Here is an 18312-nt window from a genome sequence, read left to right on the forward strand (position 1 = left end):
GTGACGCGGACGCCGGGAACTGTCGGTGGGGTCTGCGATAGTTCCAGACCTCAGGCCCCGCCGGCCGCGAGGGTGGGGAAGTCGTCGCACGTCAGGAGGCAGTGAAGTGACGCGGAAGGTGCTCCTCGCCATCGGCACGCGCAAAGGCATGTGGCTCGCGATCCGCGACGGGTCGGAGTGGGACCTGTCCGGGCCGTTCCACACCATGACCGACGTCCACGCCGTCGCCATCGACACGCGGCGCGGGCGCCCCCGGCTACTGGCGGGCGTGCACAGCGAACACTTCGGCCCGAGCGTCGTCACCAGCGACGACCTCGGCGTCACCTGGCAGGAGCCCGGCCACGCCCCCATCGCCTTCCCCGCCGACACCGGCGCCGCGCTGTCCCGCGTCTGGCAACTCACCCCGGCGCCCGCGGCCGGCCCCGGCGTCGTCTACGCCGGCACCGAGCCGTCCGCCCTGTTCCGTTCCACCGACGGCGGCGTCACCTACGACCTGGTGCGCGGCCTGTGGGACCACCCCCACCGCGAACACTGGACCCCCGGCGGCGGAGGCATGGCCATCCACTCGATCATCCCCCACCCCGAGGACGAGAAGCAGGTCACGGTGGCCATGTCCACCGGCGGCGTCTACCGCACCACCGACGGCGGCGAAACCTGGGAGGCCGTCAACACCGGCGTCCAGGCTTATTTCCTGCCCGACCCGTACCCCGAGTTCGGCCAGTGCGTGCACAAGATCGCCCACCACCCCGCCCGCCCCGGTCAGCTCTTCCTGCAGAACCACCACGGCGTCTACCGCACCGACGACCTGGGGGCGACGTGGCATTCCATCGCCGAGGGCCTGCCCAGCGACTTCGGCTTCCCCATCCTCGTCCACCCCACCCGCCCCGGGGTCGTCTACACCTTCCCCCTGACCGCCGACCACACCCGCTTCCCGCCTGACGGCCGCTGCCGCGTCTACCGCAGCGAGGACGCCGGCGAGTCCTGGACCGCGCTGACCACCGGCCTCCCCCAGGCCGGCTTCTGGTCCGCCGTACTCCGCGACGCCATGTGCGCCGACGACGCCACCCCCGCCGGCCTCTACTTCGGCTCCCGCTCCGGCACCGTCTACACCAGCGAGGACGACGGCGACACCTGGCGGCAACTGGCCACCCACCTCCCCGACATCCTCTGCCTGCGCGCCGCCGCCGTCGGCTGACCGGACCACGAGCCGTGACGACGAAAGAGAACACGACGCCGGTGACGGTGCTGCTTCCCGGGGCGCTTCGCGAAGTCGCCGGCGGGCGCTCCCGGGTGGACGTGGAGGCCGGCGAGGGCACGACCCTCGGGGCGGTGCTGGACGTGCTCGCCGCGCGCTACCCCCTGCTCGGCCGCCGGTTACGCGACGAGCGCCACCAGCTCCGGCGCCACGTCAACTTCTACGTCTCCGGCGAGGAATGCCGCCGCCTCGACGGCGCCGCCACCCCGGTCACCCCCGGCACCGAGATCCACATCATCCCCTCGGTGGCCGGCGGCTGACCACCCGGCGGCGGCCAGGGAGGGGAGGTCAGGGACGGCGGCCGACGCCGGCGGTGAGCCCCGTGGAGGCTGCTGACCGCACGGCGGGGCCTTCCGGGGCACGGGGCGCCGGTCAGGGGCGGCGGCCGACGCCGGTGGTTAGTTCGTGGAGGCGGCCGCGGACGGTGTCCGGGCGCAGGGGTGGGCTGTCCATGCCGGAGCCGTCGTGGAGGCCGGTGACGAGTTCGCGGAGGGCGTCCAGGGCGGTGTGGCGGGGGGTCCAGCCGAGTTCGTCGCGGGCGCGGGTGGTGTCCATCACGGGGATGGTGAGGGCCATCTCGACCAGGCCGGGGGACGCGGGGACCAGGTGCAGGTGCCAGGCCAGGGCGGCGGCCTCGCGGACGGCCCAGCGGGGGACGCGGACCAGGCGGGCCCCGAACAGCTCGGCCAGGGCGGGAGGGTCGATCACGGGGTCGGCGGCGAGGTTGATCGGGCCGGACACGTCGCCGGTCACCGCGAGCCGGTACGCCTCCCCGGCGTCGTCGGTGTGCAGGGCCTGCAGCCGCAGGCCGGGCACGTCCGGCATGATCGGCACCGCCCCGGGGCGCACCAGGCGCCGCGGCAGGAACGGGCCGGCGAACAGGCGGCGCTGGCCGGTGGCGGACTCGCGTTTGAAGATGAAGCCGGGACGCATGCGCACCACCCGCACATCGGGGTGGTCCCGCTCGAAGACGTCCAGCAGCCGTTCGTTGTACGCCTTCTCCCGCCCGTACGCGGCCCCCGGCCAGCCGTGGGTGGGCCAGCTCTCGTCCACGGGGCGGTCGTCCGGGCCCGGCGAGTACGCCCCCACCGACGAGGCGTAGACCAGGGCCGGCACCCGCGCCTCGGCCACGGCGCGCAGGACCCGGGTGGTGCCGAGCACGTTGGACCGCCACGTCGTCACCGGGTCGCGGGTGGGCTGGAACAGCCACGCCAGGTGGACCACCGCCCCGGCCCCGGCGAACATCTCGGTGAGGTCCGCGGTCGCGATGTCGGCCGCCCGCCACTCGGTCTTGGGGGCCGTCCATCCGGGGAGCCGCCGTGCCACCCCGATGATCGACTCGATCCTGGGGTCGGCCGCCAGGGCCGACACCACGCTCGTCCCGACGTTCCCCGTCGCTCCCACCACGATGACGCGCATACTTGTCCGCTCCCCGGCGGGTCCCGCGCCAAACGTCCGGCGTGAGGATCAGCCGGCGTGGCGGTGTTCCTGGCCGTGCCGGTTGGCCAGCGGGAACGAGGCCGCCGGGCGTTTGCCGGCCCGCTTGGGATGGCGTGCGGCGGGGGTGGCGGCGCGGCGTTCGTCGGGGTCGGTGCCGCCCCAGATGCCGTGTTCCTGGCCGGTGGCCAGGGCGTAGTCCAGGCACGCGAGGCGCACGGGGCACCGGCCGCAGACCGCCTTGGCCTGGTCTTGTTGCACCTGGCCGGGGCCGGTGGCGGAGATGGGGAAGAACAACTCCGGGTCCTCGGTACGGCACGCGGCGCGGCGCAGCCATGAGACCGCCGGAAGCACAGAGCTCTGGAAGGCCATGATCATCCCATGTGGGTCGGGGATACCGGTTTGGTAGAGTCGCGTGCCCTCTGCCGCAGGTTTAAACACCACATTTGATGAACCGTGACGGTTATTTACCGCATATCTGACTTTTTAGCGACAAGCCAGTCAATCTCCTGACCTGTACGTTCCGTCCGCGAGGGCCGCACACAGGGCGGGTACGGCCTCCCCGATGGGTGTCCGGATCACCTCGTCGGCCAGGTCGTCGTACGGCGTCGGATCGGCGTTCACGATGATCAACCGGGCGCCGTTCCGCGCCGCGACCCGGGTCAGCGACGCCGCCGGCTGCACCTGCAACGACGTGCCGATCGCCAGGAAGACCTCGCACCACTCGGCGGCCGAGATCGCGCGCCGCAGGACGTCTGAGTCGAGCGACTGGCCGAACATCACCGTCGTGGTCTTCAGGACACCCCCGCACACCCGGCAGCGGGGGTCGTCCTCGCCGGCCTCGACCCGCTCGATCGCCTCCTTGGTGGTGGACCGCGCGTCGCATTCGGTGCACACCACCCCGAACATGTTGCCGTGCAGCTCCACGACCCGCTCGGACGGCGAGCCCGCCCGCTGGTGCAGGCCGTCGATGTTCTGGGTGACGATCCACGCCTGCGGCAGCGCGGCCAGGGCCAGGTGGGCGCCGTTGGGCTCGGCGCGCCACGCCGGGTTGTCCCGGCGGTGCGACCACGACCGGCGGCGGATCGCCGGGTCGGACATGTAGGTGTCGTAGGTGACGAGCTTCTCGTTCTCCGGGTTCCTGCGCCACAGGCCGTTCGGCCCGCGGTAGTCCGGGATGCCGGAGTCAGTGGAGATCCCCGCCCCGGTCAGCGCCGTCACGTTCACCCCGCCGAGTTTAGTGCCGGATCGCCGTTTCGCGGCGTCTCACCCCGTGGCGGCGGTGCCCGTGCGGGTGGCGGGCGGGGCGGCCGGGGACGCTAGCCGTTCGCGAGCGGGCGGCGAGGCAGGGGGCCAATAATTTAAGCGGCGACGGGGCGGGAGCACCGCACATCTTCCGTCGCGGGTGGACGTCACATGGTTCGATCGGGACCAGGCGCCGCGCGTGTCCGCTTCGCGGAGGGCACGCTCGCCGGCCACGCCGAGCCGGCGGCCGCTGTGGGCCGTCGTCCCCGCGCGATGTGATGTGGCGTTGGGACATGCTGGTCAAAAGGGTCGGAGGCAGCGGGCTGGTCTCGCCCGCCATCGGCCTTGGCTCTTTGGCACTGGCGGGCGCGTACGGCAAGGCGGATCCGGCGGAGTCGTTCCGCACGATCAGGCACGCGGTGGAGCTCGGCGTGACCTTGATCGATGTCTCGCTGCCCGGCCTGGAGAGCAGGCGCAACGCGGTCGAGCGCATGGTCGGCAAGGCCGTGAACGGCCGCCGCGACGAGGTCCTGCTCGTCTCCTGCGGCCGGCCCGAACGCCCGGAACGCTCGGTGGAGGCGTCCCTGCGCCGCCTGCGCACCGACCGCATCGACGTGTACTCGGTGCACCTGGCGGGCCAGGCCCGCGTGGAGGAGGCGATCGGCCGCCTGGCCGCCATGGTCGCCGACGGCAAGGTCCGCCGCGTCGGCCTGTGCGCCCCGTCCCCCAGCCAGCTCCGCCGGGCCCACGCCGTCCACCCGATCTCCCTGGTCTCCTCCGAGTACTCCCTGTGGAACCGCCGTGTCGAGGAACGCCTGCTCCCCGCCGCCCGTGAACTCGGCGTGGGCCTCACCGCCTGCCGCCCCCTCGGCCGCGGCTTCCTCAGCGGCCGCATCCTCTCCCCCGCCCAGTTCGAGGCGGGCGACCACCGCCTGACCGACCCCCGCTTCCACTCCGAGAACCTGATGCGCAACCTGCGCCTCCTGCCCACCGCGGAGAACTTCGCCGCCCAGCTCAACGTGGGCCTGAGCCGCCTGGCCCTCGCCTGGCTCCTCAGCCGCGGCGACGACGTGGTGGCCATGCCGAGCACCCGCTCCCGCATCCACCTGGAGATGAACGCCGCCGCCGCCAAGGTCCGCCTCCCCCCGGAGATAGGCGACGCCCTGGCGGCCGCCTTCCCCACCCAGGCGGTCACCCACTGATCCCCGCCCCTGTTGTAGCGTCGATCGCACCGCGACCTCTCCGATCGGGGACCTCGATTGGCCGACGTCACCACCCCGCCGGGGTTCGGCCTCCTGCTGCCGTCCCCCCTGGCCGAACTGCGGGACGACCGCCTGACCGGCCGGGACGTCACCCTCTGGCTGAAGCGCGACGATCTCATCAACCCGGAGATCCCCGGCAACAAGTGGCGGAAGCTGAAGTACAACCTCGAAGCGGCCCGCGACCAGGGCCACCGGACCCTGCTCACCTTCGGCGGGGCCTACTCGAACCACATAGGCGCCACGGCCGCGGCGGGGCATCGCTTCGGCTTCTCCACCATCGGGGTGATCCGCGGCGAGGAGCACCTGCCGCTGAACCCGGTGCTGGACCGGGCGGTCAGCCGGGGGATGCGGTTGACCTACCTGGACCGGGGGACCTACCGCCGCAAGTCCGACGACGAGGTCGTCGCCCGCCTCCGCCATGAGTGGGGTGACTTCTACCTGATCCCCGAGGGCGGCAGCAACGAGCCGGCCGTCCGCGGCTGCGCCGAGCTCCCCCAGGAGATGGACACCGGTTTCGACGTGATCTGCTGCCCGTGCGGCACGGGCGGCACCCTGGCCGGGATCGCGGCGGGCCTGGAACCGGGGCGGCGTGCCCTCGGGTTCTCCGTACTCAGGGGCGGGGAGTTCCTCGACGGCACCGTGCGGGACCTCCAGCAGCGGGCCTTCGGCCACGTCCGCGCGAACTGGAGCATCGAACACGGCTTCCACTTCGGCGGCTACGCCAGGAAGCCGCCGGAACTCGAGGCGTTCGTCTCCGACTTCCACCGGCGTCACGGCATCGCACTCGAACGGATCTACGTCGCGAAGATGATGTACGGCATCTTCGCCCTCGCGGAACGGGGCGCGTTCGAGCGCGGCACCCGGATCGTGGCCGTGGTCACCGGCCCCTGAGGCCCCTGCGAGTTCACCCCGGAACCTTCACCGGCCTGGACGCCGTCGGCGCCACCGCCGGCATGGCATGCGGCCCGAGATCCCGGCGGCGGATGCGGCGGCCCTAACGCTCCCTTAATATCTAGGGATCTAAAGTGATAGGACCATAGATAAATGGAGGTAAGCGTGATCGAGTTCCATCGCGGTACCGGGCGACGCCACGACATGCCGGCGCCGGCATGACCGCCGTCCTGCACGCCCAGGGACTGGGCAGGAAGTACGGCAAACGGTGGGCCCTGCGGGACTGCACCATCGAGATCCCCGCCGGGCACGTCGTCGGGCTGGTGGGCCCCAACGGCGCCGGGAAGACCACGCTGCTGAAGCTGGCCGCCGGGCAGCTCGCGCCGTCCTCGGGCGGCGTCACCGTGCTCGGCGGCCGGCCCGCGAGCGGGACCGTGCAGCTCGCCAAGGTCGGGTTCGTCGCCCAGGACACCCCCGTCTACGCGGGGCTGAGCGTCGCCGAACACCTGCGCCTCGGGGCACGGCTCAACCCCGGCTGGGACGACGCCCTCGCGCGGGAACGCGTCGGGCGGCTCGGCCTCGACCTCGGGCACCGGGCGGGGAAGTTGTCGGGCGGGCAGCGCGCCCAGCTCGCCCTCACGCTGGGCCTCGCCAAGCGGCCCAGGCTGCTGATCCTGGACGAGCCCGTCGCCTCCCTCGACCCGCTGGCCCGCCGCGAGTTCCTGCAGGGCCTGATGGAGGCCGTCGCCGAGCACGAGCTCAGCGTGGTGCTCTCCTCCCACCTGGTGTCCGACCTGGAACGGGTGTGTGACTACCTGGTGGTGCTCGTCGGCTCGCGCGTCCAGGTGGCGGGCGAGGTCGAGGGGCTCCTGGCCACCCATCACCGGCTCAGCGGCCCGCGCCTCGACGACGACCGCCTGCCTCCCGGCATGGACGTCGTCTCGGCGCGTCACACCGACCGGCAGAGCACCGTCGTCGTCCGCGCCGTGGCACCGGCCCCCGATCCCCGCTGGGCGGTCGGTCAGCTCAGCCTGGAGGACCTCGTCCTCGCGTACATGGACACCCCCGTCCCCCAGCCGGCCGCCCTGGAGGTGCGCTGATGATCTGGCTCACCTGGCGCCAGTTCCGCGGCGCCGCCGCGACGATGTCCGCGGTGCTCGTCGTGCTCGCCGCCGTGCTGGTGCTGACGGGGCCGCGCCTGGCCTCCGACTACGCCGACGGCATCGCCGACTGCGCGCAGAGCGACTGCACGCGCTTCTTCGACCGGTTCTTCGACGAGTACCAGCTCCCCTTCCTCGCCGTGACCCTCGTCGTGCTGGTCCTGCCGGCCCTGATCGGCCTGTTCTGGGGCGCGCCGCTGATCACCCGTGAGCTGGAGGCCGGCACGCACCTGCTGGTGTGGAACCAGAGCATCACCCGCACCCGCTGGCTGGCCGTCAAGCTCACGCTCCCCGGCGTGGCCGCCGTGGCCGCCGCCGGGCTGTGCGGCCTCGCGGCGACCTGGTGGGCGGCGCCCCTGGACAGGTCCGCCGCCGCGGGCTTCACGCTGATGGACCCCCTGGTGTTCGGGGCGCGCGGCATCGTGCCCATGGTGTACGCGGCCTTCGCCTTCGTGCTCGGCGTGACCGTGGGGATGCTCGTCCGCCGCACCCTGCCCGCCATGGCGCTCACCCTTGCCCTCTTCGCCGCGGTGCAGCTCGTCGTGCCGCTGACGGTCCGGCCCCATCTGATGCCGCCGGTCAGCGGGACCTTCGAGCTCGGCCGCGGGAACATCGACCTGTTCGGCCTGAGCGAGCAGGGCCCGCCGTTGGTGATCCTGGACTCGGCGATACCCGGCCACCCGGGCGCCTGGGTGCTGTCCAGCCGTCTCGTCGACCCGTCCGGGCGTCCGCTCGGCGCCCACGGCGCCGCCGTCAACGTCCCGGTCCCCACGTCGTCGGGACCCTGCTCACGGGCCGCGCAGTCAGAGCCGGGGTCGATCATGGAGGGGTGCCTCGCCGAGGTCAACCGGCTGGGCTACCGGCAGGCGGCGATCTACCAGCCGTTCGAGCGTTTCTGGCCGTTCCAGTGGATCGAGACCGGCGTCTACGCGCTCCTCACGCTCGGCCTCACCGGCCTGTGCTTCCGGTGGGTCAGAAGGCGCCTGTCATGATCGCGAGGACCGTGACGGCCGTGCTCGTCCTCTTCCTGGTGACCGGGTGCGTGGGGCAGACGCCACCGCGCAGCGCGGGCCGGGCGAGCGCCGGTGGCCCTTCGGTGTGCGCGCGTCCGCAGGGGAATCCCGGGCCGGAGACCCCCACCACGATCGACGTGATCGAGCAGGCTTTCTTCTGCATCCTCGGCAACTACTACAGCGGAGCCACGCTGGACGCCCGTGCCCTGCTGCACGCGGGATTCGTCGCCTTCACCCAGGAGCTCAACCGCGTCGGGCGTGACATGCCCGAGGCCACCATGCCCGCGCTGACCGGTGACAAAAGAGCCGACTGGGCCGCGTTCGAGGCCGTGTACCTGCGCGTCACCGGCCGGTTGCCGGACGACGCCGCCCTCAGGGAGAGGCTGGCCACGGCCACCCTGCGGGCCATCGTCGCGGCACTCGGCGACAACCACGCCCGGTGGATGTCCGGCGGCGTGCGGCCGCCGGGCTACTACGACAACGACCAGTACGGCCTCGGGCTCAGGGCCAGCGCCGGCCCTCAGGTCGCCGTCAACCCCGGGGCCGCGCTGCCTCCGCTGTTCGTGACCGCCGTCCTCGGGGGAGCGGCGGAAGCGGCCGGGCTGCGCCCCGGCGACATCGTCGAATCGGTCGACGGGTCGGCGCCCTTCATCGACGGGCAGGTCACCCCCGCCGCGGTCGCCGCGCTGTACCCGCAGTACCCGCAAGCCGATCCGGTCAGGCTCCGGCTTCTGCGGCAGGACACCGGCCGCCGCTGGACCGCGACGCTGAAGCCCGGCCTGTACCAGCCCGACCCGGCCGTCATGCAGACGGTGACCTCCAAGCTGTTCGAGGACGGGATCGCCTACGTGCGGCTGGCCGGTTTCGCCCCCGACGCCGCGGACCGGGTGCTCAGGGCGATCTCCCGGATGCGCGGCGGCAGGACGCTCACCGGCGTCGTGCTGGACCTGCGCGGGAACGGCGGCGGCAGCCCCGCCGAGGCGAGCCGTCTGCTCGGCGCGTTCGGCCATGGCAAGGTGACCGCGTACCAGTGCGCCGTGGACGGTGTGTGCGAGACCATGCGGACCGACGACAGCGTGCCGCTGCTCAACCTGCCGCTGGTGGTCCTCACCGACCGCGGCTGCGCCTCGGCCTGCGAGCACTTCAGCTCCGCCGTCAGGGACCTGCGTCTCGGCCTGCTCGTCGGCACACGCACGGCCGGCGCCGTCTCGGGCCCCGCGCAGCCGTACCTCCTCGCCAACAACACCCTTCTCAGTTTCCCTTCCCGGCACCACCGTGCCCCGAACCGCGAGGTCGTGGACCGTGTCGGCGTGGCCCCCGACCACCACGTCCCCCTGACCCCGAAGGACGCCGCCGCCGGCCACGACCCCGCCCTGGCCAAGGCCCTGGCCCTGCTGCGCCACTGACGGCCACCACGTCGCCCCGGCCCCGCCGCGCGACCCACCGACCACCACGCCCTCCCGCCGAAAAGGACGGACCGCTTCCATGCGTCATGCCCTGGCCCTGCGCGGCGGCCTCGCCGCCGCCGGTCTGGCCGCCCTCACCGCCACCGCCTGCGCCCCGCCCGCCACCCCGAGGTCCGACGTCACGCCCACCGCGTCCAGGCCCACCGGCCCGGCCACGCTGCCCGCCCCCACCGGCACCCGTCCGGTGGGCACCACCTCCCTGTACCTGAAGGACACCTCCCGGCCCGACCCGTGGGTCCCCGAGGTGAAGGCCAGGGAGCTCAAGGTCACCCTGTGGTACCCGGCGCGGGAGCGGGAGGGGACGCGCGCCGCGTACATGACCCCGAAGGAGTCGGAGCTCATCCTGAAGGGCAAGCGGGTGACCAGCGCCCCCTACGACATCCTGAGCAGGACCCGCACCAACGCCTTCACCGGCGCGAAGCCGTCCGGCGCCGAGGGCGGCCTCCCCCTGGTGGTCCTCTCCCCCGGTTTCACCATGCCCCCCACCACGCTCACCGCCCTGGCCGAGGACCTGGCCGCCGGCGGATACGTGGTGGCCGCCGTCCACCACACCTACGAGAACTACGCGACGACCTTCCCCGGCGGCCGGATCGCCGAGTGCGTCGCCTGCGACAGCGACACGGACTTCGGCTTCGGCACGAGGGTGGTGGGCATCCGCGCGGCCGACGTGTCCTTCGTCCTCGACCGGCTCACCGGGAGCGACGCGAAGTGGGAGGGGTCGTCCCTGATCGACCCCGCGAAGATCGCCATGGTCGGTCAATCACTGGGCGGGGCCGCCGCGGTGGCCACGATGCTGGAGGACCCCCGTGTCCGCGCCGGCGTCAACATGGACGGCACGACGTACGCCCGCATCCCGAAGAGCGGCCTGTCCCGGCCGTTCCTGTTCCTGGGCTCGTCGGGCCATCCCCCTGGCGGCCGGGACAACTCCTGGGACCGCGACTGGAAACTCCTCACCGGCTGGAAACGCTGGCTCCTCCTCCCCAAGGGGGACCATCAGGCCTTCACCGACGTCCCCCTCCTCGCGGACGTCCTCGGCATCAAGAACCCGAGCGACCTGTCCGCGTCCCGCTCCACGGAACTCACCCGCACGTACGTCCGCGCCTTCCTCGACCTTCACCTGCGCCGCACACCGCAACCCCTGCTCGACGGCCCGTCGCCGCGGTACCCCGAGGTCGAGTTCTGCACCCCCGGCAGGAAGGCGTGTGGCTAGTTCGGTCAGCGGTCGGGGTGACGGTGGCGGTTGGGGGTGGGGATCCGGTCCTGAGGCTTGATCAAGGACGCGCTCACGGCCTTGTTGACGGCGTCGATCCGGGAGACGGCGCCGAGTTTGACGAAGATGTTGCGCAGGTGGCGCTTCACGGTGGCTTCGGTCAGGGACAGGCGCGCGGCGATCTGGGTGTTGCTCAGGGCCTGGGCGGTCAGCTCAAGGACCTGGCGTTCCCGGTCGGACAGGACCGTCGTCGCCTGGCCCTCCACCTGGGCGAGGCTTTCCCTGGAGACGGCCAGGACCACCCGGCCGTCGTCGCAGCGGACGCTGCGGATGGCGGACAGCAACTCCTCCCGGGAGACGCTTTTCAGCAGGTAGCCGCGGATTCCCACGGTGAGGAGGCTCTTGAGCAGGTGAGGGCCGTCGTACATGCTGAGGATGATCACCTGGCTGCCGGGGCAGAGCTGGCGGATCCGGGTGACGGTGGTGGTGACCTCGTCACCGGGGATCTCGATGTCGAGCAGGACGACGTGGGGCTGCCGCTCCACGGCGAGGGCGACGGCGGTGTGGCTGGTGCCGGCCTCGCCGACGACGACCATGTCGCTCTGCGCGTCGAGGATCTCCTTCAGTCCCTCGCGGACGAGAGCGTGGTCGTCGACCACGAGCACGGTCGTGCGGCCATCCAGTTCGTTCATGGGTCAGCGTCCCGGGACAGTCATGCCGAGGACGGTGGGGGTGGGGCCATCCGATTCGTTCATGTTCAGCGTCCTGGAAGAGGTATGACGAGTTCCGCGTGGGTGCCCCGGCCGGGCCGGGACATGATCGTGACAGTGCCTCCCATCAGTTCCGCGCGTTCCCTCATGGTGGACAGGCCCATGCCGCCGGAGCCGGCGGGCACCTGGTCGACGTCGAAGCCGGTGCCGTTGTCGTCGACGGCGGCGCGGAGCTCGTGCGGCGCGATCTCCATGCTGACCAGGATCATCTCGGCCTCGCCGTGCGCGACCGCGTTGCGGATGGCCTCCCTGATGACGAGGAACGACTCGTCCCGGACCGACGCCGGCGCCCACGTCTCGTCCCCGTTGACGTACAGCCGGTACCCGATGCCCTGCGGCAGCGTCTCCAGGTAGTTGAGCAGGGCCTTCTCCAGGCTTTTCAACGGTTCCTGGAGCCGCAGGTCCGAGGTGACGGCGCGCAGGCTCTGCATGGCCTCGCGCACCCCCTGCTGGGCGGTGGTGATGCGGTTCAGCGCCTGCGCGGACTCCTTGTCCTCGTAGAACTCGTACGCTTCGAGCTGGCGCTGCGCGACGCTGAGCCCGAGCCCCACCCGGTCGTGGAGTTCGCGGGCGATCCGGCGCCGTTCCTCGATGTGCGACTCGTGGATCTTGTTGAGGAGGTACCCCGAGTAGGTGGTGAGGCCCCCGCCGAGCCGCATGAGGGTGCTCTCGTTGAGGGCCAGGGACGCCAGGGTGAACAGCGCCGCGGCGTGCTCGTCGTCGTCGATGTTGCGGTTGACGGCGGTGACGACGGCGGTGAAGAACCCGGCGGCGGTGCGGAGGGACTCGCGGGGGTGCATGCCGCTCGCGGCCCGGGTGACGCCGCTCTCGTAGGACATGCGCTTGTGGCTGTCGTCGAGCCGGACCTCGCCGCAGCGCAGGCTCTCGACGACGTCGGTGAGGATCTGGCCGGCGTGCGTCATCACCTGCTGGGCGGCGACGGGGTCACCGGCGATGATGCTGCTCATGGTGGGGAGGTCACGCTCGTAATCGGCCAGGATCTCCGCCCGCTGTGCCTCCAGGCGTGCGGCGAGTGCGTGCGCCGCGGCGTCCGCCCCTCGTTGAGATCCTTCGCCCACCGGGTCCCCTCCGCGAAGCGCGTGACACTTACTCCCCACAGTAATCCGGGCATGTCACGCCAGAAAGGGCTACGTACCACACTGCCGCAGGCTGCTTGCCGACGCTCCCTGCGACACAATACAACAGATGCCTACGATCCAGACAGTTGGCACGATCAAGATACATCAGTACATCTTTCGATATCCCAGCACACACCTTCGGATGACCCGCCTTGAAACGGCCCTAGTCGATCAATAACGTGTGTTTAGCCCCAAATAGATTGAATATCGCCCGGTGTACGCCCTGGCCAGGCTGCCCCACGACCTGCGCTTCCGTGCTCTGACACCATAGCTCAGAGGGTGCCGGATACGATTTTCGGTCTTCCGATAGAACCCAATATCGCGGCGTCCGGCGAGGGAAACTAGGACGTCCCACAATCCGACCTCGCCGGCATCGCCGAACCGCCGAACGGCCGAGGAACGGGCAGGACATCGGGGAGCTCCTGCGCCGATTCCTCGACCGACGGAATCGACACATCGTCAACCGGGAGGTCATCATGCGACCTGCCCTGGCCGAGGGTGTCCAGCGGTGCCCTGCCCCGGACCGCTCCTCTCCCTCCCCGGCCAAGAGCTCCTCCACTCTCCTCGCACCCGTCACCGTCACGCCGACGAAGCCGCTGACGCCGAGCCATGTGAAGTTCCTTCTCTGGATGGACGTCCTCCAGCGCGCCACCGCCTGCCTCGGTGAGGTCACGTGCCTGTACAGCCACCGGACGTTCGCGCTGACGCAGCAGGTGCTCGGCTTCTGGGAGTACCTGGACCGGGTCATGCCCGGCACCGCCTACCACGGCATGACCGAAGAGGAGATCGGAGCACTGTACGTCCGCTCCCATGCCTCCCCCTCGACGGCGACCGCCGAGACACTGCGGCCGTACGCCGAGCGGGTGGAGCGAGACGGCTGGTTCCACCCCGCCACCCGGCGCCTGCTCGACCTGTGGGAGGAGCAGTACCGCGTCATCGGGCTGCTCGACCCCGAGCTCGGCCGCCACCAGGCCGGCCGGCTGGCGCAGGAGGACGTCGTGGCACGCCTGCTCGACGCCGGCATCGGGCTGGACCTGCGCCCGTGGGGCGGCCCGTTCTACCTGGACCTGTCGGCGTACGGCCTGCCGCTGCGGCAGGTCGTGGACGCCCAGGGCCGGCCGAACTTCCTGATGTGCGCGCTGCGCGAGCTGCTGCTCGTCGCCGGCCGCTACGACCACGTCGTCCTGGCGTCCGACGCCGAGCTGGCGCCCGACTACCGGCTGCTGGCGCGCACCCTCGAATGCTTCGGCATGCGGGCCAGCCGCCTCGCGGTCACCCGGGTGCCGATCGGCGGGGTGTCCCGCTCCACCCGCCACGGCGGCTGGGAGGGATGCACGCTCGGCGCGCTGATCGACCGGTTCGTCCCCGAGCACGGCGTGCCCGCCTTCCGTCTCGGCCTGCGGCTGTACCTGGTCGCGGGGCTCGGCAAGGGCGCCGGCCAGTCGTTCGACCCCGAGCACCTGCGGCGGCAGATCAACCGCGCCGCCCGCATGCTCGACCAGGCCGGGCAGCCCGGGCAGCCCGGCCCCGCCGGCCCGAGCCCGGAGCTGCGTGTGTTCCTGCGCGGCCTCGCCGGCGCCGACGGGTACGTGGACCCGTACCGCCTGACCAGCTCGCTGCTGTCCCGCCACCGTCCCGTACCGCTGCGGGACCTGCTCGGCACGGTGTACACATGACCGTCCTTCACAACGAGTGCCAGGATCTGCTGCGCCGCCTGCACGACGAGCGCCTGACGGCGTGCGCGGGCGGCATGCCCGCCCTGCCGGACCTGTCGGTCATCGTCGTGCTGTCCGCCCTGGACCCGGCCGCGTTCGTCACCGGCGCCCTGCGGTTCACCCTCGGGCTTGACCGCAGGCAGGCGGACACCTGGATGCGCACGTACACCCGCGCGGTCTTCCTCGCGGGCAACCCCGAGAACCTGCGCCACCGGTTCCCGTTCCGGCACGTCAGCCCCGACGGCCGCATGGCGTGGACCGCTCCCGGCGACCCCGCCGCGCACACCGGCCTGCGGCGCCTGCTGCGGGCCTTCCACGGCACCACCCCGCTCGACCTGCCGCCGCGCATCGACCTGGACGTCCCCGGCGCCCCGCCGACCGGCACGGCGCACTGCCTGTACGTACCGGCCGGCACCGCCGACCGGTACCTGGTGGACGTCCACCACACCATCGCCGAAGCCGTGCTGCGGGACATCCTGCGGCCCGGGGACCGGCTGCGCGTCCGGCACGTGCCGGACATGGAGAACCTCGCCGGCCCGCCGGAGTACGCGCGGGTGATCGCCGTTCCTGACGCGGACGGCCGCCTGCGGCCGGCGACCTGGCTCACCCGCGAGGACCCCGCGTCCACACCGTCCCCACCCGTGCGTTCCCCCCACCACCTGGCGGCCGGCGCCCCGCACCAGCCGGCCCCCGCACACGCTCGGAAAGGCAGGGCGGCATGACGGAGTTCAGCGTTCTCCTCGGCCCGGACTACGCCGGGAAGACCACCGTGCTCGGCGCGTTGTCGGCGCGCGGCTGGAACGTCGTGGCGAGCGACGACGAGAGGTTCCCCGTGCTGCGTGCGCTGCGCCTGCTGTGGCTCGGCGAGGTGCTGCCCGAGCTCGGCTGCCGCTACTCGCGCACCATGGCCATGGCCGTGCTGAACCCCCTGATCGTGCACCTGCGCGACCAGGTGGAGCTGCTGGCGGAGAGCGGCGGCCCTGTGGTCGTCGACTCCTACTACTACAAGCTCATGGCGAAGCTGCAGATGGCGGACCTGCTGACGCTGGACATCCTGTCCTCGTGGCTGGAGCTGCCCCGCCCGGCACGGGTGGTGTTCCTGGACGCCCGCCCCGAGCACACCTGGGAGCGCACCAGGGGCGGCGCGGACCTCAACCCGCTGGAGCACTACGGCAGGCGGCCGACGCGGGCGTCGTTCGTGCGCTACCAGCGGGACCTGCGCCGGCATCTGCTCACCGCGGCGGCCGGTGTGCCGATGACGATGGTGGACGCCACCGCGGACCTCGCGTCGGTCGTGGACGAGGTGGAGAGGGCCCTGGCGGCGGGTGCCCGCGCGGAGCAGCCGGTATGAGGGACCCGCTGCGGGACGTCTCACGGACGTCCCTGGTGACCGCCGCGCTGCGGGCCGCGGAGACCCGCAGGCCCGACCGGCTGTACGACGACCCGTACGCCGAGCACCTGGCCGGGGAGGACGGCCCGGCGCTCGCCGCCGAGGTGAGCGCCTTCTACCGGCACAGCTCCGGCGTGCCGCGCATCACCGCGTTCAACGCGATCCGCACGCGCTTCTTCGACGACCGGCTGCTGGCCCGCACCCGGGCCGGGGCCGGCCAGGTGGTGATCTGCGCCGCCGGCATGGACACCCGGGCGTACCGGCTCGGGTGGCCGCCCGGCGTGCGGGTGTTCGAGGTGGACTACCCCGAGGTGCTCGCGGCCAAGGAGCACGTGCTGGCCCGGCTCGGCGCCGCGCCGCGGTGCGCCGGGCACCACCTGGTGGGGGCCGACCTGGCCGAGCCCGGCTGGGGAGACCGGCTGCTCGCGGCCGGGTACGACCCCGGCGGGCCGTCCGCGTGGATCCTGGAGGGCCTGCTGTACTACCTGGACGAGGTGGACGTGCGGGCGCTGCTGCGGCGCGTCCGCGCGCTGACCGCGCCCGGCGCCACCATGACGGCCAACGTCGCCGCGGCCTCCACGCTGCGCGCCCCCTCGCTCCAGCCGCTGCTCGGCGTGTTCCGCGGCTGGGGCGCGCCGTGGGTGTTCGGCGTGGACGACCCGGCCGCGTTGTGGGCCGAGTACGGCTTCCGCGCCGACGTGGTGCTCCCCGGGCAGGCCGGGGCGCACTTCGGCCGCTGGAGCGACGCCGACGAGGCGGCGTCCCGCACGGTCCGCCTGCTGTTCGTGGACGGCACCCGCGTCTGAAGTGCGTCAGGGCACCGGGCCGGTCAGGCTGACCTGACGGGTCTCCGGGGCGAACAGGACGGCGCAGAACCCGACCGCGCCGAGCCCCGTCACGAGGACCGCGATGGGCCAGGTCGCGCCGCCGGAGTTCTGGAGCAGCGCCGCCGCCACGAACGGCGCGGGCCCCGCGATCAGCGCGGCGCTCGCCTCACGGGCCAGCGCGAACCCGCTGAAGCGGTACCGCGTCTCGAACAACTCCGCGAACAACGCCGACTGCGCGGCCACCATGGCCCCGATCCCGGCCGCCACCACCGCCAGCGCCCCCACCACCAGGGCCGGCTCGCGGGTCTGCACCAGCCCGAACAGCGGGAACGCGAACACCGCCAGCAGCGCCGACCCGCCGAACCACACCGGCCGCCGCCCCACCCGGTCCGACAGGGCGCCGAACAGCGGCACCGTCACGATGGCCACCAGGGTCGCGACGACGTTGGCGGTGAGCCCCACCGAGGACGGCAGCTTCAGCACCTGCGTCAGGTACGACAACACGAAGACCTGCACCAGGTAGTACAGCGCCACCATGGGCCCGTTGGCGAGGGTCGCGATGAGCACGCTGCGCGGCCGGCGGCGCAGCACCTCCACGAGGGGGAACCGCGGCGGCCGGTCCTGCGCGCGGAACTTCCGGTAGGCCTCGGTCTCGCCGACGGACAGCCGGAAGTACAGCCCCACGAGCACCGTGACCACGCTGGCGAGGAACGGCACCCGCCACCCCCAGGCCGCGAACTGCTCGGCGGGCATCGCCGACACCGCGGTGAAGGCGAGCGTGGCGAGCAGCACACCGGCGAAGAAGCCGGTGCCCGGCAGGCTGGCCCGCAGCCCGCGTGACCGGGGGCCGCCGGACTCGGTGACCACGAGGATCGCGCCGACGTACTCGGCGCCCGCGCCGAAGCCCTGCACCAGCCGCAGGAACACCAGCATCGCGGGCGCGAGCATGCCCGCCGACTCGTACGTGGGCAGCAGACCGATGCAGATGGTGGCGAGGCCCATCAGCACGAGGGTGAGCACCATCATCGGCGCGCGGCCCACCCGGTCGCCGAGGTTGCCGAGCACGAACGCGCCGAGCGGCCGCACGAAGAAGCCGACCGCGAACGTCGCCAGCGACGCCAGCATGCCGGCGCCGGGGCTCACGGCGGGGAAGAACAGGTCGCCGAACAGCAGGGCGGCGCCGAGCCCGAACAACGCGAAGTCATAGGACTCCACGACGGTGCCCACCACCCCCGCGGCGGTCACCCGCCCGCGGGAGGGCACGGCGAGGTGGTCCTCAGGGTTGTCTGTGTTGTCTAGGTCTCCGGCACGGTTTCCCCTCAGCAGCATCGAGGGCTCCTCGGCGGTACCCCGGCGGACGCCGGGTCTGGCTGGTCGGACCTCAACAGTCACTCACCTCGCGGAGCGGGGAGAAATACAACTTTCGATACCCCGATCCACCCTTCGATACCTCCGGCGGAACATTCGATCATCCGGCCCGGACTTTGGAGTCATTTATCGTATGTTGCCTTGTCCGCTACTTCGCGGCTGAC

The 18312-nt window shown here is 72.3% G+C and carries 18 protein-coding genes; 12 read left to right on the forward strand and 6 right to left on the reverse strand.

Annotation, left to right across the window (positions count from 1 at the left end; translation table 11 throughout):
* Positions 1 to 106: 106 nt before the first annotated feature.
* Together ABGB17_RS12795 and ABGB17_RS12800 are read left to right on the forward strand one after the other, a co-directional pair.
* Entirely contained in the window at positions 107 to 1195 is a 1089-nt protein-coding gene (locus tag ABGB17_RS12795; RefSeq protein WP_347628829.1) for an exo-alpha-sialidase, read from the forward strand.
* A 14-nt stretch (positions 1196 to 1209) separates the two neighbouring features.
* The gene (locus ABGB17_RS12800; protein ID WP_347628831.1) at positions 1210 to 1515 is read left to right on the forward strand and encodes a ubiquitin-like small modifier protein 1; all 306 of its coding nucleotides are present in this window, start codon (positions 1210 to 1212) and stop codon (positions 1513 to 1515) included.
* 112 nt (positions 1516 to 1627) lie between these two features.
* Here the strand turns inward: ABGB17_RS12800 and ABGB17_RS12805 are convergent, their stop codons facing one another.
* The 3 genes from ABGB17_RS12805 to ABGB17_RS12815 form a co-directional block, all read right to left on the reverse strand.
* Positions 1628 to 2674, reverse strand: coding sequence for an NAD-dependent epimerase/dehydratase family protein (locus ABGB17_RS12805; protein ID WP_347628833.1), 1047 nt, complete (start codon positions 2672 to 2674; stop codon positions 1628 to 1630).
* 48 nt (positions 2675 to 2722) lie between these two features.
* Positions 2723 to 3064 (reverse strand): WhiB family transcriptional regulator, encoded by a 342-nt coding sequence (locus ABGB17_RS12810; RefSeq protein WP_347629050.1) that lies wholly within the window; start codon positions 3062 to 3064, stop codon positions 2723 to 2725.
* Positions 3065 to 3193: 129 nt separating this feature from the next.
* Positions 3194 to 3919 carry a Sir2 family NAD-dependent protein deacetylase gene (locus ABGB17_RS12815; RefSeq protein WP_347628835.1) on the reverse strand — a complete coding sequence of 242 codons (726 nt, stop codon included), beginning with the start codon at positions 3917 to 3919 and terminating at the stop codon, positions 3194 to 3196.
* A 311-nt stretch (positions 3920 to 4230) separates the two neighbouring features.
* On the opposite strand from ABGB17_RS12815, the gene ABGB17_RS12820 reads away from it, so the two are divergent.
* From ABGB17_RS12820 to ABGB17_RS12845, 6 genes are all read left to right on the forward strand, one after another.
* On the forward strand, positions 4231 to 5139 hold the full coding sequence (locus ABGB17_RS12820) for an aldo/keto reductase (protein WP_347628836.1): 909 nt from the start codon (positions 4231 to 4233) through the stop codon (positions 5137 to 5139).
* A gap of 57 nt (positions 5140 to 5196) precedes the next feature.
* Positions 5197 to 6090 carry a pyridoxal-phosphate dependent enzyme gene (locus tag ABGB17_RS12825; protein ID WP_347628838.1) on the forward strand — a complete coding sequence of 298 codons (894 nt, stop codon included), beginning with the start codon at positions 5197 to 5199 and terminating at the stop codon, positions 6088 to 6090.
* A 218-nt stretch (positions 6091 to 6308) separates the two neighbouring features.
* The gene (locus tag ABGB17_RS12830; protein WP_347628840.1) at positions 6309 to 7190 is read left to right on the forward strand and encodes an ABC transporter ATP-binding protein; all 882 of its coding nucleotides are present in this window, start codon (positions 6309 to 6311) and stop codon (positions 7188 to 7190) included.
* Positions 7190 to 8242 carry an ABC transporter permease gene (locus ABGB17_RS12835; protein WP_347628842.1) on the forward strand — a complete coding sequence of 351 codons (1053 nt, stop codon included), beginning with the start codon at positions 7190 to 7192 and terminating at the stop codon, positions 8240 to 8242. The genes ABGB17_RS12830 and ABGB17_RS12835 overlap by 1 nt, the downstream gene beginning before the upstream one ends.
* The gene (locus tag ABGB17_RS12840; RefSeq protein ID WP_347628844.1) at positions 8239 to 9669 is read left to right on the forward strand and encodes a S41 family peptidase; all 1431 of its coding nucleotides are present in this window, start codon (positions 8239 to 8241) and stop codon (positions 9667 to 9669) included. Before ABGB17_RS12835 ends, ABGB17_RS12840 begins: the two co-directional genes overlap by 4 nt.
* 79 nt (positions 9670 to 9748) lie before the next feature.
* The gene (locus ABGB17_RS12845) at positions 9749 to 10939 is read left to right on the forward strand and encodes an alpha/beta hydrolase (protein WP_347628846.1); all 1191 of its coding nucleotides are present in this window, start codon (positions 9749 to 9751) and stop codon (positions 10937 to 10939) included.
* Between the two features lie 5 nt (positions 10940 to 10944).
* On the opposite strand, the gene ABGB17_RS12850 is transcribed toward ABGB17_RS12845, so the two are convergent.
* On the reverse strand, positions 10945 to 11631 hold the full coding sequence (locus tag ABGB17_RS12850) for a response regulator transcription factor (protein ID WP_347628848.1): 687 nt from the start codon (positions 11629 to 11631) through the stop codon (positions 10945 to 10947).
* A gap of 65 nt (positions 11632 to 11696) precedes the next feature.
* Positions 11697 to 12788 (reverse strand): sensor histidine kinase, encoded by a 1092-nt coding sequence (locus tag ABGB17_RS12855; RefSeq protein WP_347628850.1) that lies wholly within the window; start codon positions 12786 to 12788, stop codon positions 11697 to 11699.
* Positions 12789 to 13324: 536 nt separating this feature from the next.
* Here ABGB17_RS12855 and ABGB17_RS12860 point away from each other — a divergent pair.
* The 4 genes from ABGB17_RS12860 to ABGB17_RS12875 are packed head-to-tail and all read left to right on the forward strand — an operon-like array spanning position 13325 to position 16759.
* Positions 13325 to 14524, forward strand: a complete 1200-nt coding sequence (locus ABGB17_RS12860; RefSeq protein ID WP_347628852.1) for a hypothetical protein — start codon at positions 13325 to 13327, stop codon at positions 14522 to 14524.
* Entirely contained in the window at positions 14521 to 15285 is a 765-nt protein-coding gene (locus tag ABGB17_RS12865; RefSeq protein WP_347628854.1) for a DUF6182 family protein, read from the forward strand. Before ABGB17_RS12860 ends, ABGB17_RS12865 begins: the two co-directional genes overlap by 4 nt.
* Positions 15282 to 15914 carry a hypothetical protein gene (locus tag ABGB17_RS12870; RefSeq protein WP_347628856.1) on the forward strand — a complete coding sequence of 211 codons (633 nt, stop codon included), beginning with the start codon at positions 15282 to 15284 and terminating at the stop codon, positions 15912 to 15914. Before ABGB17_RS12865 ends, ABGB17_RS12870 begins: the two co-directional genes overlap by 4 nt.
* Positions 15911 to 16759 (forward strand): SAM-dependent methyltransferase, encoded by an 849-nt coding sequence (locus ABGB17_RS12875; RefSeq protein WP_347628858.1) that lies wholly within the window; start codon positions 15911 to 15913, stop codon positions 16757 to 16759. The genes ABGB17_RS12870 and ABGB17_RS12875 overlap by 4 nt, the downstream gene beginning before the upstream one ends.
* Before the next feature lie 6 nt (positions 16760 to 16765).
* Here ABGB17_RS12875 and ABGB17_RS12880 read toward each other — a convergent pair whose 3' ends face one another.
* Entirely contained in the window at positions 16766 to 18109 is a 1344-nt protein-coding gene (locus ABGB17_RS12880; protein WP_347628860.1) for an MFS transporter, read from the reverse strand.
* Positions 18110 to 18312: the final 203 nt, after the last annotated feature.

The sequence above is a fragment of the Sphaerisporangium sp. B11E5 genome (assembly GCF_039871875.1).
Taxonomy (GTDB): domain Bacteria; phylum Actinomycetota; class Actinomycetes; order Streptosporangiales; family Streptosporangiaceae; genus Sphaerisporangium.